At 32.6% G+C, this 16,214-nt stretch carries 14 protein-coding genes; 12 read left to right on the forward strand and 2 right to left on the reverse strand.

What is annotated here, in order from left to right; genetic code table 11:
- The 5 genes from ACHZDT_RS10160 to ACHZDT_RS10180 form a co-directional block, all read left to right on the forward strand.
- Positions 1 to 2,287, forward strand: a 2,287-nt coding sequence (locus ACHZDT_RS10160; protein ID WP_394774510.1) for a gliding motility-associated C-terminal domain-containing protein, incomplete at its 5' end; no start/stop codon positions are given.
- 44 nt (positions 2,288 to 2,331) lie between these two features.
- Positions 2,332 to 3,264, forward strand: coding sequence for a type IX secretion system membrane protein PorP/SprF (locus tag ACHZDT_RS10165; RefSeq protein WP_394774511.1), 933 nt, complete (start codon positions 2,332 to 2,334; stop codon positions 3,262 to 3,264).
- A gap of 12 nt (positions 3,265 to 3,276) precedes the next feature.
- Entirely contained in the window at positions 3,277 to 5,211 is a 1,935-nt protein-coding gene (locus tag ACHZDT_RS10170; protein ID WP_394774512.1) for an OmpA family protein, read from the forward strand.
- A 246-nt stretch (positions 5,212 to 5,457) separates the two neighbouring features.
- Positions 5,458 to 7,464 (forward strand): NAD-dependent DNA ligase LigA, encoded by a 2,007-nt coding sequence (ligA, locus tag ACHZDT_RS10175; RefSeq protein ID WP_394774514.1) that lies wholly within the window; start codon positions 5,458 to 5,460, stop codon positions 7,462 to 7,464.
- A complete protein-coding gene (locus ACHZDT_RS10180; RefSeq protein WP_394774515.1) occupies positions 7,451 to 8,146 on the forward strand; it encodes a hypothetical protein in 696 nt (231 codons plus the stop codon). Before ligA ends, ACHZDT_RS10180 begins: the two co-directional genes overlap by 14 nt.
- On the opposite strand, the gene ACHZDT_RS10185 is transcribed toward ACHZDT_RS10180, so the two are convergent.
- Positions 8,132 to 9,043, reverse strand: coding sequence for a bifunctional metallophosphatase/5'-nucleotidase (locus tag ACHZDT_RS10185; protein ID WP_394774516.1), 912 nt, complete (start codon positions 9,041 to 9,043; stop codon positions 8,132 to 8,134). The genes ACHZDT_RS10180 and ACHZDT_RS10185 overlap by 15 nt on opposite strands.
- Positions 9,044 to 9,206: 163 nt before the next feature.
- On the reverse strand, positions 9,207 to 9,986 hold the full coding sequence (locus tag ACHZDT_RS10190; RefSeq protein ID WP_394774517.1) for a 5'-nucleotidase C-terminal domain-containing protein: 780 nt from the start codon (positions 9,984 to 9,986) through the stop codon (positions 9,207 to 9,209).
- A 47-nt stretch (positions 9,987 to 10,033) separates the two neighbouring features.
- Between ACHZDT_RS10190 and ACHZDT_RS10195 the strand changes: the two genes are divergently transcribed.
- The 7 genes from ACHZDT_RS10195 to ACHZDT_RS10225 all read left to right on the forward strand — a co-directional run.
- Positions 10,034 to 10,546 (forward strand): DUF6913 domain-containing protein, encoded by a 513-nt coding sequence (locus ACHZDT_RS10195; RefSeq protein WP_394774518.1) that lies wholly within the window; start codon positions 10,034 to 10,036, stop codon positions 10,544 to 10,546.
- 14 nt (positions 10,547 to 10,560) lie between these two features.
- Complete coding sequence (gene dapA / locus ACHZDT_RS10200) at positions 10,561 to 11,442, forward strand: 4-hydroxy-tetrahydrodipicolinate synthase (RefSeq protein WP_394774519.1); 882 nt, start codon at positions 10,561 to 10,563, stop codon at positions 11,440 to 11,442.
- A 136-nt stretch (positions 11,443 to 11,578) separates the two neighbouring features.
- A complete protein-coding gene (locus tag ACHZDT_RS10205; protein WP_394774520.1) occupies positions 11,579 to 12,373 on the forward strand; it encodes an outer membrane protein assembly factor BamD in 795 nt (264 codons plus the stop codon).
- 9 nt (positions 12,374 to 12,382) lie between these two features.
- The gene (locus ACHZDT_RS10210; RefSeq protein WP_008463064.1) at positions 12,383 to 12,700 is read left to right on the forward strand and encodes a DNA-directed RNA polymerase subunit omega; all 318 of its coding nucleotides are present in this window, start codon (positions 12,383 to 12,385) and stop codon (positions 12,698 to 12,700) included.
- A gap of 12 nt (positions 12,701 to 12,712) precedes the next feature.
- Positions 12,713 to 13,927: a bifunctional phosphopantothenoylcysteine decarboxylase/phosphopantothenate--cysteine ligase CoaBC gene (gene coaBC, locus ACHZDT_RS10215; protein ID WP_394774521.1), complete on the forward strand. Its 1,215-nt coding sequence runs from the start codon at positions 12,713 to 12,715 to the stop codon at positions 13,925 to 13,927.
- A gap of 72 nt (positions 13,928 to 13,999) precedes the next feature.
- Positions 14,000 to 14,884 (forward strand): DUF4835 family protein, encoded by an 885-nt coding sequence (locus ACHZDT_RS10220; protein ID WP_394774522.1) that lies wholly within the window; start codon positions 14,000 to 14,002, stop codon positions 14,882 to 14,884.
- A gap of 55 nt (positions 14,885 to 14,939) precedes the next feature.
- Positions 14,940 to 16,214 (forward strand): DNA repair protein RecN (locus tag ACHZDT_RS10225; protein WP_394774523.1); only part of this gene is annotated, 1,275 nt, incomplete at its 3' end.

The following is a 16,214-nucleotide window of genomic DNA, read 5'->3' on the forward strand; positions in this document are numbered from 1 at the left end:
TTGTCAGGTAAATGCGCCAACATTTGCAAGTGTTCAGTTTAATCAGGCAAATATAGTTTGGTACACGGACTTAGTTGGAGGGACAGTAATTCCGTCAACTACAGTATTGACAAGCGGAACTTATTATGCCGTTATCCAGGATCCAACAACACTTTGTGAAAGTGCTGTAAGGTTATCAGTAACTATAAATGTTTCTGATCCTGGAACTCCAACATTGGTAAACGTAGGAACTCAAAACTTCTGTTTAGTAAATGCTCCAACTTTTGCTAGTGTTCAGTTTAATCAGACAAATATAGTTTGGTACACAGCTTTAGTAGGTGGAACAGTTATTCCTTCAACGACAGTATTAACAAGCGGAACTTATTATGCCGTAATAAAAGATACAACATCAGGATGTGAAAGCGTAACAAGATCATCAGTAACAATAAGTGTAACTGATCCTGGAACGCCAACATTAGTAACTGCAGGAACTCAAAACTTCTGTTCAGGAAATAATCCAACTCTGGCAAGTATTCAGCTAAACGAAACAAATATAGTTTGGTACAATGCACCAACCGGAGGAACAATATTACCTGCAACAACAGCATTGGTAAGCGGAAATTATTACGCAGCATTAAAAGATGCAATTACAGGTTGTGAAAGTAATGTTAGACTTCAGGTTACCGTGAATGTTGGAAATTCAAATAATCCAACCACAAATAATACAGCACAAAACTTCTGTTCAAATGCTGCGCCAACATTTGCAAGTATTCAGGTAAACGAAAGTAATGTATCATGGTTTAGTACTCCAACAGGAGGAACAGCAATTCCTTTAACAACCGCATTAAGCTCAGGTACTTATTATGGAGAAATTACAGACCCAATTACAGGATGTAAAAGTGCAGCTCGTTTAGCAGTTACAATAACCATTGTAAATCCTATGGCAACGCCAACAACAAATTCAGCTACGCAAAACTTCTGTACTGTAAATGCGCCAACAGTTGCTAATATTCAGGTAAACGAAGCCAATGTAATTTGGTACAATACCGCAACAGGAGGAACAGCAATTAAGGCAACAACAGCTTTAATTAGCGGTACATATTACGGAGTTGTGGCAAGTGGTTCAGGTTGTGAAAATCCTACTAGATTACCAGTTGTGGTAAATGTAAACACACCGCTTTTAGTTACAACACCTAACACAACACAAACATTTTGTTTATCTGCAGCACCAACAATAGAAAATATTTTGGTAAATGAGGCAAATGTAGCGTTTTACACTTCTGCAATCGGAGGAGCACCATTAGCAGCAAATACACCGCTTACAGCAACAATATATTATGCTTCAGCAATTAATAATACAACAAATGGCTGTGCGGCGGCTTCACGATTAGGAATCACAATTGCATTTGAAAATGATGCAATGGTTCCAATCACGACAACAGATGATACACCATGTGTTTTTCAGGGAATTACGTATTCAATTGCAAACGGAAAATCAGATTATGTATGGTCAATTACAAACGGTACAATTACTTCCGGAGGAGGAAATGCTGATGGAACCGTAACAGTTTCATGGTCAGATATTGGACCTGGTAAAGTTGAGGTTGCTTACATTAATAAATGTAATGAAAGAACGATTAAATCATTAAATGTAACCGTAGCAACTTGTTCTGATCTAACGATAACAAACACAGTTAGTAATCCCACACCTAATTTTGGTGAGCAGATAACATTTACTGTAACAGTTAATAATGTGGGTCAGGGTAACTTTATCAATACCATAGTTAGTGAGTTGCTTCCAACAGGATTCGATTTAATTAGCGCAAGTACAACTTTAGGAACATATGATTTAAATACACAGCTTTGGACAATTCCGGCATTAAATGCAGGACAAAGCGTTGTGCTTACAATTGTTGCCGAAGTATTGCCAAGCGGTAATTACACAAACGTTGCAACTGTCGAAATTTCGACTCCTTTAGATGTTGATGCATCAAATAATTCGGCTTCAGTAACAGTTGTTCCGGTTTGTTTGACAGTTTATAATGAGTTCACTCCTAATAATGACGGAGCTAATGATCTTTTTAGAATAGACTGTATTGAATCATATCCTAACAATGAGTTGAAAGTTTATAATAGATATGGCGCATTAGTATATAGTAAACAACATTATGAAAATGATTGGGACGGAACCGCCAATGTTTCAGGAGTTATTAATAGAGGAGATATGTTGCCTACAGGTACTTATTTTTATGTGATAACCATTGGAGATGGAACGGCTAAAAAAGGATGGTTATCTGTAATGAGATAATCAGCTTTTAATCATCTAATTAATTAAACTTAATAAGTATCGTTATGAAACTATATATAAAATCATTAGAAACGTATTTCATTTTAATATGTTCTTTTACCACATTTTGTGCCAGTGCACAGCAAGATCCGGAGTACACACAATATATGTACAACACAATGTCCGTAAATCCAGCCTATGCTGGATCTACGGGAACATTAGAAGCAACACTTTTACACCGTTCACAATGGGTAGGAATTGATGGAGCACCAGAAACACAATCGTTTTCAATACATTCACCTCTTGTAAACGAGATGATTGGTTTAGGATTAAGCGTCGTAAATGACAAAATTGGTCCATCAAACGAATTGTATGTTGACGGAAACTTCTCGTATTCAATTCCTCTTGGATATGAAAAAAGATTAGCATTTGGACTTAAAGCAGGAATGCGAATGTTGAATGTTGATTGGTCAAAAGGGAGATTTTACAATAATAATGATGTTTTGTTAAATCAAAACATTGATAATCAAATGAAATTAGCCGTTGGAGCAGGAATCTACTATTATACCGATAAATGGTATTTAGGATTTTCAATCCCGAGCTTTTTGCAAAATGATTATTATGATGACGTTCAGGAATCTATAGATTATGATCGTTTGCATTATTATTTAATGGGAGGTTATGTTTTTGATTTGAATCCAAATTTAAAATTCAAGCCCGCATTCTTAGTAAAAGCAGTAAGTGGAGCACCGCTTACTGCCGATATATCGGCGAATTTTATGATTGCAGAAAAATTTGTAATCGGTGGATCCTATCGAACAGATGATTCGGTGAGTATACTGGCAGGGTTTCAAATATCCAGAAGTTTTTACATCGGATATGCATTTGATTACACAGTAAGCGATTTGAACAAATACAATGATGGAACACACGAAATCATTTTGCGTTACCAATTTACTCAAAAAGAAAGTAAAATCAAATCCCCTAGATTCTTCTAACACAAAACCCCTATGAAAAAATTATATATCCTAAGTTTAGTATTGAGTTTTACATTAGGTTTTGCTCAGACTAATTTAAAAAAGGCCGATGCACTTTTTAAAAGTTATTCCTACACAGATGCATCAAAAGCCTATGAAGAATGTTTGCAGAATATAGAAAATCCATCGGCACAAACATTAAAAAATGCTGCAGATTCGTATTATTTTAATTCCGATGCCAGAAATGCGCTTAAATGGTACAAAAGATTATACGAAGTACAAGGCAATAATTTAACCGATATCTATTATCTGCGATACATTCAAACAATGAAAGCAGTTATGGATTATGACGACGCTGATAAAATCACAAAAGAATATCTGAATAAAAAAGGAGATCAAAAAGAGATCAACAGATATGTTGCCCAGAAAAAGCAATTGGATAGTTTATCAAAAGCAAAGTCTCTTTACACCATTAAAAATTTAGATATAAATACCGGTAAATCAGATTTTGGAGCAACGTTTTATCAGGATCGAATTGTATTTACATCAGCAAGAGACACCACAAAGTTTAGTGATAAACTGTATTCCTGGAACAATCAGCCGTTCCTGAATTTATATGTTTCTGAAAGAAATCCTGCTGACGGAAGTCTGTTCAACGAAAGTTTGTTTATTCCAAACGTAATGACAAAATACCACGAAGCAACAGCAAGTTTTGATGCCAACGGAAAAACAATGTACTATTCGACAAACATCGTTAAAAAGAATAAATTAGTTATTGATAGAGATAAAATCAACAATTTTCAAATTCTAAAAGGTGATATAATAGACGGAAAACTTGAAAATCCACAAAAAGTATTTTTTGATAATGACGATTATTCTGTAGGACATCCTTGTTTAAGCGACGATGGAAAATGGCTTTTCTTTGCATCAGATATGCCTGGCGGTTATGGCGAAACCGATTTATATGTAGTAAAAATTGCCGACGATGGCACAATGAGTTCACCACAAAATCTGGGACCAAAAATCAACACAATCGGTAATGATCTTTTTCCATTTTTCCGTAACGGAATACTTTATTTTTCTTCAGATGGGCATTACGGACTTGGAGATTTAGATGTATATGAAAGTAATTTTTTATCAGATGGAAGCTTCACAACTCCACGAAATCTTGGAGCACCAATAAACAGCAACAAAGATGATTTTACTTTTATAATCGACAAAACAGGAACTTATGGGTATGTTTCGTCAAATAGAGCAGGAGGTAAAGGCGATGATGATATCTATTCCTTCGTAAAAGGAGAACCGGTTTGTAACCAGAATATTTCAGGAAAAGCAAGCGATAGAAAATCTAAATTGCCAATTACAGATGTAACCATTGTTGCCTATAATTCATACAACGAGATTCTGGCTGAAACCAAAACAAATTTCGAAGGAAAGTATGCCGTAACAGTTCCTTGTAATAAAACAGTTCGATTAGTTGCTACAAAAACAAACTACAGTAACGACGAAAAAACAGTGGAAACAACAAAGGAAAATGAAGGCGAAATTATCGATGTCAATTTCGAATTAAGCAATTATGATGATTTAGTAGTTAAAAAGAAAGGTGTTGAAAAAGTAGACGTAAACCCAATTTATTTTGATTACGACAAATTTGATATTACACCTTTAGCAATTGATGAACTGGCCAAAGTAGTTTTCATTATGAGAAAATTTCCTAACATCAGAATCAAAATAGAATCGCACACAGATTCACGCGGGAAAGATGCCTATAACCTGAAACTTTCTGATAACAGAGCAAAATCAACAAGAGATTATATTGTTTCACAGCAAATAGATCCTTCACGAATAGAAAGTGCAATAGGTTACGGTGAAACCCGATTAATTAATAAATGTAAAAATGGAGTGAAATGTACCGAAGAAGAACATTTGTTAAACCGTAGATCAGACTTTATCATTATTCAGAAATAGTTTTATATTTGCATTGTAATTAGTTGATTATCAGCGTAAAAATATAAAACGAAGAAACCATTTGGAAGTTGGTTTTGTTTAATTCTTTTTAAGAATAATGGGCAAGAAGAAAATCAAGTTGCATCGTTTTGCAACTTGATTTTTGATTTTATAAAAGTTTCGTTTTTTACTGTTTTTTCAACAAAAATAATCCTAATTTTGAGATTCAGTTATTCTAAAACACAACCTCCAGTATTTTAATATTTTATGAGTATTCAAGAAACAATTCAGACTTTAAGAGACGAACTTAATCAACATAATTACAACTATTATGTCTTAGACAATGCCACAATTTCTGATTATGATTTTGATATTAAACTAAAAGAGCTTCAGGATTTAGAAAATAAACATCCTGAATTTTTTGATGAAGATTCCCCAACATTGCGCGTAGGTGGTTCCGTAACAAAAAACTTTAAAACAATTGCGCATCAATACCGCATGTATTCCTTAGATAATTCATATTCTAAAGAAGATTTACTCGATTGGGAAAACCGAATCCAGAGAGTTTTAGGAAATGTAGATTTGCAATATACGTGCGAATTAAAATACGATGGAGCATCGATAAGTATTACCTACGAAAACGGAAAACTGGTTCAGGCGTTAACGCGTGGCGATGGTTTTCAGGGAGATGAGGTGACCAATAACATCAAAACCATAAAATCGATTCCGTTAAAACTAAAAGGAAATTATCCTGAAAGATTTGACATTCGCGGTGAAATTATTTTGCCATTTGCAGGTTTCACAAAAATGAATCAGGAATTAATCGAAATAGGAGAAACGCCCTATTCAAACCCAAGAAACACAGCATCAGGAAGTTTAAAATTACAAGACAGCGCTGAGGTTGCAAAACGTCCGTTAGAATGTTTATTATACTTTGTTATAGGAAATAATTTGCCTTTTTCATCCCAGTTTGAAGGATTAGAATCAGCAAGAAAGTGGGGATTCAAAGTACCATCAGAAGCTAAACTCGTCAATAATATGCAGGAAGTTTTTGACTTCATTGATTATTGGGATACACATCGCCAAACATTACCGTATGAAACAGATGGCGTAGTAATAAAAGTAAACAGCATTCAGCATCAGGAAGAATTAGGATATACCGCAAAATCGCCTCGTTGGGCAATTGCCTATAAATTCAAATCAGAACAAGTTTCAACTGTTTTAAATTCAATTACATATCAGGTTGGTCGCACCGGAGCAATAACGCCAGTAGCAAATTTAGCGCCCGTACAATTAGCAGGAACAATTGTAAAAAGAGCTTCATTGCACAATGCAGACCAAATTGCAAAATTAGATATCAGAATAAATGATACCGTTTTTGTAGAAAAAGGAGGAGAAATTATTCCTAAAATCATTGCTGTAGATTTAACACAACGTCCTGAAAATTCAGAACCAACACAATACATCACACATTGTCCGGAATGTCAAACCGAATTAGTTCGAAACGAAGGAGAAGCCAATCATTATTGCCCTAATTTTTACGGATGTCCTCCTCAAATTATAGGGAGAATCCAGCATTATATTTCAAGAAAAGCAATGGATATTGAAGGTCTTGGAGGAGAAACCGTCGCTTTACTTTTTAAGAATAATCTCGTTCATAATTATGCCGATTTATATGAATTGAAAGTAGATGATATTTTGCACTTAGAAAGAATGGCAAAAAAATCAGCAGAAAATCTGGTAAATGGAGTAGAGAAATCAAAAGAAATTCCTTTTGAGAGCGTTCTTTTTGCACTCGGAATTCGTTTTGTTGGAGAAACCGTAGCGAAGAAATTAGCCAAACATTATAAAAATATTGATGCATTAAGCAAAGCTTCTTTAATGGAATTAATTCTTGTAGATGAAATTGGAGAAAGAATTGCCAAAAGTGTAATCGAATTTTTTGAAAACGAAGAAAATCAAAAGATTATAGAACGCCTAAAAAGTTATGGTATTCAGTTTGAAATTGTAGAAAAAATAAACCCGTATGCAACCGTAAAATTCGTAGGGAAAACATTTGTAGTTTCAGGTGTATTTGCACAATTTTCAAGAGACGATTTAAAGAAAACAATCGAAGATAACGGCGGTAAAGTAGGAAGTTCAATTTCTGCCAAAACTGATTTTGTAGTTGCAGGAGATAATATGGGACCGGCAAAATTAGAAAAAGCCAATAAACTAAATATTCCGATACTATCTGAGGAAGATTTTATAAACAAATTAAATGAAAGCGAATAAACCGTCGTTGATTTTGTTTTTTCTGGCATTAATGTGCACAATTATTTTTGATTATACACAACAAGATGTTTTTGCACTCTATGCAAAAGCAATTGTACTTCCTGCAATTTTTATATATTATTTGATAAGCAGCGAGTTTAAAATAGAAAAAACAGAAGGTTTAATTTTTTTCTTTTGCTTTGTAGGTCAGGTCTTTGATTTAATGGAAATTGAGATTTCTGAAATAGGAGGAATTTGGAGTTTCCTAATCGTTTATATATTGATCTTATTTCTGATAGTAACACGACATCAAAAAATAAAACTTAGGCGAAAAGATATTTTACCAGTTTCAATAGTCGTAATATTTATTGTTTATTTACTCATTTCAGTATTAAGCCTGGAGTTTGACAATATGAAAAAATTTAACCTATTATACGCTTTTTACGGAGTCGTATTAAGTGTTTTAAGCTACTTTTCATTTGTAAATTATATAACCAAAGGAACACATGTTACCTTATTAATGTCACTAATGGCAATAAGTTATATGTTTTCGGATATATTCTATATCTTCAATCAATACTTTTCCTACTCAGTAGTTTTAGTTTTAATACGTGATATAGCTCAAATTTTGGCTTATTTCTTTATGGTAGAATACTTTTTAGAAAAAGCCAAAATTCAAAAAAAGGTTTTATACAATAATTGATCTTGCCTGATTAGTGTGTGCTTTATCTTTATCAAAATAAAAATCAATACGACCTAAATTGATTCCGTAGCAACCCACCTGGTTTACTAAAACATCTTGTCCCGCTTTATTTTTAACAATTGTAGGTTTATCTAAAAAAGTATGCGTGTGTCCGCCAATAATCAAATCAATATCCTGAGTTAGTTCAGCAAATTTCAAATCAGAAATTTTTTCCTCCTCGTCCTTATATTTATATCCCAAATGCGAAAGGCAAATTACCAAATCACATTTTTCTTGTTTTTTCAATAATTGTGTCATATCCTGAGCAACTTCTACAGGATTATTATAAACCGTTTCCTTGTAAAGTTGTTTGTCAACCAATCCTGCAAGTTCAATACCTACACCAAAAACACCAACTTTGACTCCGTTTTTCTTGAAAATTTTATAAGGTTTCACAAGTCCGTCCATGACCGTATTTTTAAAGTCATAGTTTGAATTGATAAATTCAAAAGTAGCATGAGGCATTTGCGCATATAATCCGTCAAGACCATTATCAAAATCATGATTTCCTATTGTAGATGCGTCATATTTCATCATACTCATCAACTTAAATTCAAGTTCGCCGCCATAATAATTAAAGTACGGAGTTCCCTGAAAAATATCTCCGGCATCTAACAAAAGCACATTGGGGTTTTCCTGACGGATAGTTTCAATAAGCGCAGCTCTTCTCGAAACGCCTCCTTTATTGGGATTACGGGGATCATCAGCCGGAAAAGGATCAATATGGCTGTGAACATCATTAGTATGTAGAATCGTTAAGTGTTTAATATCGCTCGTTTCAAAACTACTTAATGACAAACCTAAACTTAATAAGGCAGTACTTGCAGCTGTTTTTTCGATAAATTCTCTTCTTTTCATTTTATATATTTTTTGCGGAAAGGGATATTTTTTGCTTTTTTTTTTGCCACTGATTAAAAAGATTTACACAGATTTTAATCTTTTTAATCCTTTAATCTGTGGCTAAAACTTTTTATGCGCACAAAAATGATTTGTTTTGTAATTCTAATTGCGCTTGGTCTTTTTATTCTTCAGTAATTCTGATATTTTTTGCAACAGGAATTGTATCAACTTGTTTAAAATAATCAATCAATACATCTCGAAGTTTATAATTCAGATCAAATTTCTCAACACCTTTTCCGAAAAAAGTCATGCTGTCACCGCCATTTGCTAAATAATCATTTGTAGCAACATAATAAACTTTATTTAAATCCAAAGGTTTTCCCTGAATCAGAATGTTTTTTGCTGTATTATCTTTTGCAATAGTAAAAGTCATTCCTGATAAAGGCTGTGCTTTTTGTACCTTAATAATATAAGAAGTGATTTCAAGAATTTGTTCTCCTTTTAATCCTATTACAACCAAATTATTTTCAAAAGGCATAATTTCAAAAGCAGTTCTTGTAGTAACATTTCCTTTAGGTAAAATTGCTCTGATACCGCCATGATTCAATAAACATAAATCTATAGTTTTTTTCTCACGCGCTTTAAAAACAATATTTCCTCTTTCAACACAAACATCAGCTAAAAGATTTCCAATGCTAGTTTGCCATTTACCCGTACTTTTATCAAGAGTTTCAGGACAATACGCTAAAACGCTGTCTAAATCCCTATTAATATGATCTCTGTAAGGTTTAATAAAATTTTCAATTGAAGGAGTTTCGGCACCTTTTTCATTGATTGGAAGTTGTTTTCCTTCTATCTTCGTCAAATTATAGCTTTTCTGACTGCAAGAAGTTATAAAAAAAAGTGTTAAGAATATAACAAAAAGTTTCAAAAATCCGTTATACTTTTTTAGTTTTACCATCTTAAATGCGACTTAAATAATTAATTTTGTAATCTGGCAAAAGTACTATGTTTTTAAATTATATAAAGGAATTTTTTGTAAAAAAATCATTAAAAAATAACTTGCATAATGTCAAAAACGAAGTCTTTACAAGTAATATACAAACAATTGGTTTACTGGTTGATGAAAGTAATTTTCAACATTCAGAAGACATAGTAAAGGAATTAGTCTCGCAAGGCATAGCTCCAAAAAACATAAAAATTGTTGTGTATCGAAGTAAATTCAAGGAAAAAGAAACCTATTCCCTGCCTACATTTGGTAAAAACGACATCAAATGGAACGGAGGAATTACAGCAGATTTTTTAAATGAATTTACAGAAACAGAATTTGATCTTTTAATAAGTTATTATGATATCGAAACAGCTGTTTTGATGATGATAACCAGTAAATCAAAAGCGAAATTTAAAGTAGGGTTTGCATCTGTAGATAAAAATTTAAATCGATGGATGATAGATACCGCTATAGAAAATTATAAACTATTCGTTTACGAACTGTTTAAGTATTTAAAGAGTATAAAATAAATATAAATCAGAATATGCAATCATTAATAGGAACTGGTGTTGCCCTTGTAACTCCATTTAAAAAAGACTTTTCAATAGATATCGAAGCTTTACAGCGAATCGTTAATTTTTCGATAGACGGAGGAGTTGAATATCTTGTGGTTATGGGAACAACAGCAGAAAATGCAACCTTAACACAAGCCGAAAAAGAATTGATTATTACTACTGTAATCGACACAAATAAAGGAAGATTGCCTTTAGTACTTGGAGTTGGAGGTAATAATACAATGCAAATTGTAGAAGAATTAAAAACAAGAGATTTTTCAGCTTTTGAAGCCATACTTTCTGTTTCTCCATATTATAATAAGCCAACGCAAGAAGGAATTTATCAGCATTTTAAAGCCATTGCCGAAGCTTCACCAATTCCTGTAATATTATATAATGTTCCGGGAAGAACCTCAAGCAATATGTTGCCTTCAACAGTAATTCGTCTTGCAAATGATTTTAAAAATGTAGTTGCTATAAAAGAAGCTGCCGGAGATATCGTGCAGGCGATGCAATTGATTAAAAATGCACCAAAAGAATTTCTTGTAATTTCAGGAGATGATATGATCGCTTTACCAATTGTTTTAGCGGGTGGAGCAGGAGTAATTTCAGTTATCGGACAAGGTTTTCCAAAAGAATTTTCAGAAATGATTCGTTTAGGATTAAATAAAAAGGTAAATGAAGCGTTTAAAACACAATACTTTTTAGCAGATTGTATTGATATGATTTTTGAACAGGGAAATCCTGCCGGAATCAAACAAGTCTTTCAAGCCCTTGGTATTGCTGAGAATACAGTACGTTTGCCACTAGTAATCGTAGACGATTCGTTAGCAGAAAGATTGAATGAATTTGTAAAAAACAGTATTAAATAAGAGTAAGATTGCCGGTATTTTATTATACCAAAAAATATTTTGTAGTAGCTAAATTAATAACTAAATTTGCCACCGGAACTTCGGTGTGATTTTGCTTTGGCATAATTGTCTAAGAAATCATAATAAAAGTAAGAAAATGAAAAAAATAGTATCTCTATTAATTGTTGTTGTCCTTTTTTGTTCTTGTAGTGAATACCAAAAAGCATTGAAAAATGAAGATGTTGCAGCCAAATTTGATGTGGCAACAAAAATGTACGATGCTGGTAAATATTCAAAAGCCATTCGACTTTTTGAACAATTAGCACCTTCTTACAGAGGTAAACCCCAGGCAGAGAAACTGTTTTACATGTTTTCACAATCTTATTATAAATCAAAACAGTACTACTTAGCAGGATACCAATTTGAAAGTTTCGTTTCAGGTTATCCACGTAGTGAAAAAGTACAGGAAGCTGCATTTTTAGGAGCTTATAGTTATTCAAAATTAGCGCCTGTTTATAGTTTAGATCAAACAGACACAGTAAAAGCATTAGAAAAATTACAAGCGTTTATTGATAATTATCCAAACTCCGAATACATTGTTCAGGCTAACGAAGCAGTGAAAGTGTTAAACGGAAAATTAGAGAAAAAAGCATACGAAAACGCAAAAGGATATAATACAATTTCAGATTATAAATCAGCATTAATTGCATTTGATAATTTTATCGCTGATTTCCCCGGAACACCTTTTAAAGAAGATGCATTGTTTTACAAATACGATTCAGCATATAAATTGGCAATAAACAGTATTCCTGCAAAAATGCAAGAACGTTTAAACGTTGCAAAAGTGGCTTATAATAACTTAATTAAGTTCAATAGCGCGACAAAATACAAAAAAGAGGCAGACGAAATGAATGCCAGAGTTGAAACAGATTTACAAAAATTTACTAAATAAAATAAAGTCATGGATTTAAAAAAGACGAATGCTCCTGTAAATACAATAACTTACAATAAAACAGTTATTGAAGAGCCAACAGGAAATGTGTATGAAGCAATTACCATTATGGCTAAAAGAGCAAATCAAATTAATTCTGAAATTAAAAAAGAATTAACTGAGAAATTAGAAGAGTTTGCTACTTACAATGACAGTCTTGAAGAAGTTTTTGAAAATAAAGAACAAATTGAAGTTTCTAAATTTTACGAAAAATTGCCTAAACCACACGCTTTAGCAGTTCAGGAATGGTTAGACGGTAAAACTTACCACAGAAGTTCAAACAAATAATATATAAGTATAATGTCAGTTTTAAACGGGAAGAAAATTTTACTGGGTGTTTCTGGTGGAATTGCAGCCTATAAAACTGCCTCATTAGTACGACTCTTTATAAAAGCAGGTGCACATGTCCAAGTGATAATGACACCTGCTTCTAAGGATTTTGTAACTCCACTTACGTTATCAACGTTATCAAAAAATCCGGTACATTCCAGTTTCTTTAATCAGGATGATGAAGACGCCGTTTGGAACAATCATGTTGAATTAGCACTTTGGGCTGATTTAATTTTAATTGCTCCGGCTACAGCCAATACGTTATCTAAAATGGCAACAGGAAACTGCGATAACCTTTTAATTGCTACTTATTTATCAGCTAAATGTCCTGTTTATTTTGCTCCGGCAATGGACTTGGATATGTACAAGCATACTTCAACTTTATCTAATTTTACAGCTTTAAAACAGTTTGGAAACGTAATGATTCCTGCTGAAAATGGCGAATTAGCAAGCGGATTATCCGGCGAAGGCAGAATGGCTGAACCTGAAAATATTATCGCTTTTCTTGAAGCAGATTTAGAAAGTCAATTACCTCTAAAGGGAAAAAAAATATTAATTACTGCCGGACCAACATACGAAGCAATAGATCCCGTACGTTTTATAGGAAATCATTCCTCCGGTAAAATGGGTTTTGATATTGCAAATCAGGCAGCTAATTTAGGCGCAGAAGTTATTTTGATTTCAGGACCAACACATTATAAAGTTAAGAGTTCATTGATTGAAGTTATTGATGTGATTTCGGCTCAGGATATGTACGATGCCTGTCATTTATATTTTAATGATGTTGATGTTGCTATTGCTGCTGCTGCTGTAGCAGATTACAAACCTAAAGTTGTAGCTTTGCAAAAGATTAAAAAAGCAGCTGATGATTTTTCAATTGAACTGGAGAAAACAAAAGATATTTTAGCATCGCTGGGAGCAATCAAAAAAAATCAGTTTTTAATAGGCTTTGCTTTAGAGACAGAAAATGAAATTGAAAATGCTAAGTTGAAAATTCAGAAAAAAAACCTAGATTTGATTGTTTTAAATTCCCTACAGGATGAAGGAGCAGGTTTTAAAAAAGAAACCAATAAAGTAACTTTTATTGATCAAAACTTTAAAATTGAACCAATGGAATTAAAATCAAAAGAATCTGTAGCAATCGATATTTTAAACAAAGTGATTTTGCATTTTGGCAAATCATAATGAGTTAGAATATAAAAACAAAAGAAAGAAAGAATAGTATTACTTTTGTGGTTAATCCAAATTACCTTTCGTATGAATAAAATAGTTGCACTTTTAGTTTTTTTTATTTTTGGCTTCACACAGGCACAACAGTTAAATTGTACCGTAACTATTAATACAGAAAGATTACCAAATCCTAATCAGCAAGTATTTAAAACACTTCAGACATCTTTGTCTGAATTTGTCAATAAAACCGATTGGACTGGATCAGTTTTAAAACAAAACGAACGCATCAATTGCTCCATGTACATTACATTAGCTTCAAATAGTTCAGATCAATTTACAGGTACAATTCAGGTACAATCTTCAAGATTAATTTTTGGTTCAACATATTCGTCACCGGTATTGAATTATAACGATAAAGATTTCAATTTCAGATATACTGAATACGAACCTTTATTATTTAATCCAACAACTTTTGATTCAAATTTAGTTTCGGTAGTTTCTTTTTACAGCTATTTAATTTTAGCAATGGATGCTGATACATTTCAAATGGGAGCAGGAAATCAATATCTTGAAACAGCTCAAAACATTGCCAATGTTGCACAACAAGGCGGATCGAAAGGCTGGAGTCAATCTGATGGAGTTCAAAATCGATATTATCTAATTAATGATATGGTTTCGCCAATGTACAGCGATTTACGTCAAACAATGTATGCTTATCATACTGGTTTAGACGGAATGAGTACTGATTTGAAAACAGCAAAAGAAAAGGTAAAAGGAGCAATAATGATTCTGGGGAAATTGAATTCGGTTAAACCAAATGCTTTTTTGACAAGAGTCTTTTTTGATGCAAAATCAGATGAAATTGTTTCCATATTTTCAGGCGGACCAACTATTCCTGTTGGAGACCTAACCGATATGCTCAACAAAGTTTCCCCTTTGAATTCTACTAAATGGTCACAGATCAAATTTTAAATTGATTTTCAATTTTTACTATCTTAAATAACATTTATACTTACACAATTTCCTTATGATAACGTCCTTGTCGATTAAAAACTATGCTCTGATTGAAAAACTCACCATTGATTTTTCAAGAGGTTTTTCTATAATTACAGGTGAAACGGGTGCTGGTAAATCTATAATATTAGGGGCAATAGGATTAGTTTTAGGAAAAAGAGCTGATCTGACCTCATTAAAAAACAAAGAAGAAAAATGCGTTATTGAAGCACATTTTGAAATTTCAAAATACAACCTGAAAGAATTTTTCGAAGCAAATGATCTGGATTATGAAGAAGATACCATTATCAGAAGAGAAATTTTGCCTTCAGGAAAATCCCGTGCTTTTATAAATGACAGTCCCGTAAATCTTCAGGAATTGCAGGATTTAAGTTTGTTTTTAATTGATATTCATTCACAGCAGCAAACTCAGGAACTTTCGGATGAAGGAGTTCAGTTCAAAATAATTGATGCAATTGCAAATAATTTTGATACTATTAATTCGTATCAAAAAGTATTAAAAGCATACAAAGCAGATAAATCTAAATTGAATGCTTTGGTGAAAAAACAAAGTGATTCAGGAAAAGAGCAGGAATACAATACTTATTTATTAAATGAATTAGTTAGTGCTAAGTTAAAATCTGGTGAACAGGAAGAACTGGAAGCTGATTATGAAAAATTAAATAACGTTGAAATTATAAAAGAAGCACTTGATAAATCTCTTGTAATTGCAAACGAAGAACAATTTGGAGTATTTCATAATCTAAATGAAATCAAAACTTCTTTACAGAAAATTGCACTTTTTTCTCCTGAATATCAAGCTATATTCGAAAGAATTACAAGTTTATCAATTGAATTTGATGATGTTTCAAAAGAACTTCAAAATTCATCTGAAAAACTATTAAATGATCCTGCACAATTAGAATTAGTAAGTCAGAAATTACAATTGATTTACAATCTGCAAAAAAAGCATCAGGTAACATCTGTAGATGAATTGATTGAAATTCAGGCTACTTTAGGAAATACACTTCTTGAACTTGATAATATAGAAGAAGAAATTGCTGCTTTGTCAAAATCAATAGATCAAAAAGTAATTGAATTAGATGCTTTTTCAGCAACAATTCATCAAAACAGAACAAATGCGATTCCGGTTTTATCTCAAAAATTGATTTCAATTTTAGAAACGTTAGGAATGCCGAATGTTCGTTTTAATATGGAACTATTGCCATCAGAAACTTATTTTCAAAATGGGAAAGAAGAATTGCAATTTTTATTTTCTGCCAATAAAGGAACCGATTTTGGCTTGCTT

Source organism: Flavobacterium sp. (assembly GCF_043722275.1).
Lineage (GTDB): Bacteria > Bacteroidota > Bacteroidia > Flavobacteriales > Flavobacteriaceae > Flavobacterium.

What these genes read in the sequence shown, in the direction of transcription:
- ACHZDT_RS10165 (WP_394774511.1), top strand. Translation starts at nt 2,332, where the DNA reads ATGAAACTATATATAAAATCATTAGAAACGTATTTCATTTTAATATGT.
- ACHZDT_RS10170 (WP_394774512.1), top strand. Translation starts at nt 3,277, where the DNA reads ATGAAAAAATTATATATCCTAAGTTTAGTATTGAGTTTTACATTAGGT.
- ligA (WP_394774514.1), top strand. Translation starts at nt 5,458, where the DNA reads ATGAGTATTCAAGAAACAATTCAGACTTTAAGAGACGAACTTAATCAA.
- ACHZDT_RS10180 (WP_394774515.1), top strand. Translation starts at nt 7,451, where the DNA reads ATGAAAGCGAATAAACCGTCGTTGATTTTGTTTTTTCTGGCATTAATG.
- ACHZDT_RS10185 (WP_394774516.1), bottom strand. Translation starts at nt 9,043, where the DNA reads ATGAAAAGAAGAGAATTTATCGAAAAAACAGCTGCAAGTACTGCCTTA.
- ACHZDT_RS10190 (WP_394774517.1), bottom strand. Translation starts at nt 9,986, where the DNA reads ATGGTAAAACTAAAAAAGTATAACGGATTTTTGAAACTTTTTGTTATA.
- ACHZDT_RS10195 (WP_394774518.1), top strand. Translation starts at nt 10,034, where the DNA reads ATGTTTTTAAATTATATAAAGGAATTTTTTGTAAAAAAATCATTAAAA.
- dapA (WP_394774519.1), top strand. Translation starts at nt 10,561, where the DNA reads ATGCAATCATTAATAGGAACTGGTGTTGCCCTTGTAACTCCATTTAAA.
- ACHZDT_RS10205 (WP_394774520.1), top strand. Translation starts at nt 11,579, where the DNA reads ATGAAAAAAATAGTATCTCTATTAATTGTTGTTGTCCTTTTTTGTTCT.
- ACHZDT_RS10210 (WP_008463064.1), top strand. Translation starts at nt 12,383, where the DNA reads ATGGATTTAAAAAAGACGAATGCTCCTGTAAATACAATAACTTACAAT.
- coaBC (WP_394774521.1), top strand. Translation starts at nt 12,713, where the DNA reads ATGTCAGTTTTAAACGGGAAGAAAATTTTACTGGGTGTTTCTGGTGGA.
- ACHZDT_RS10220 (WP_394774522.1), top strand. Translation starts at nt 14,000, where the DNA reads ATGAATAAAATAGTTGCACTTTTAGTTTTTTTTATTTTTGGCTTCACA.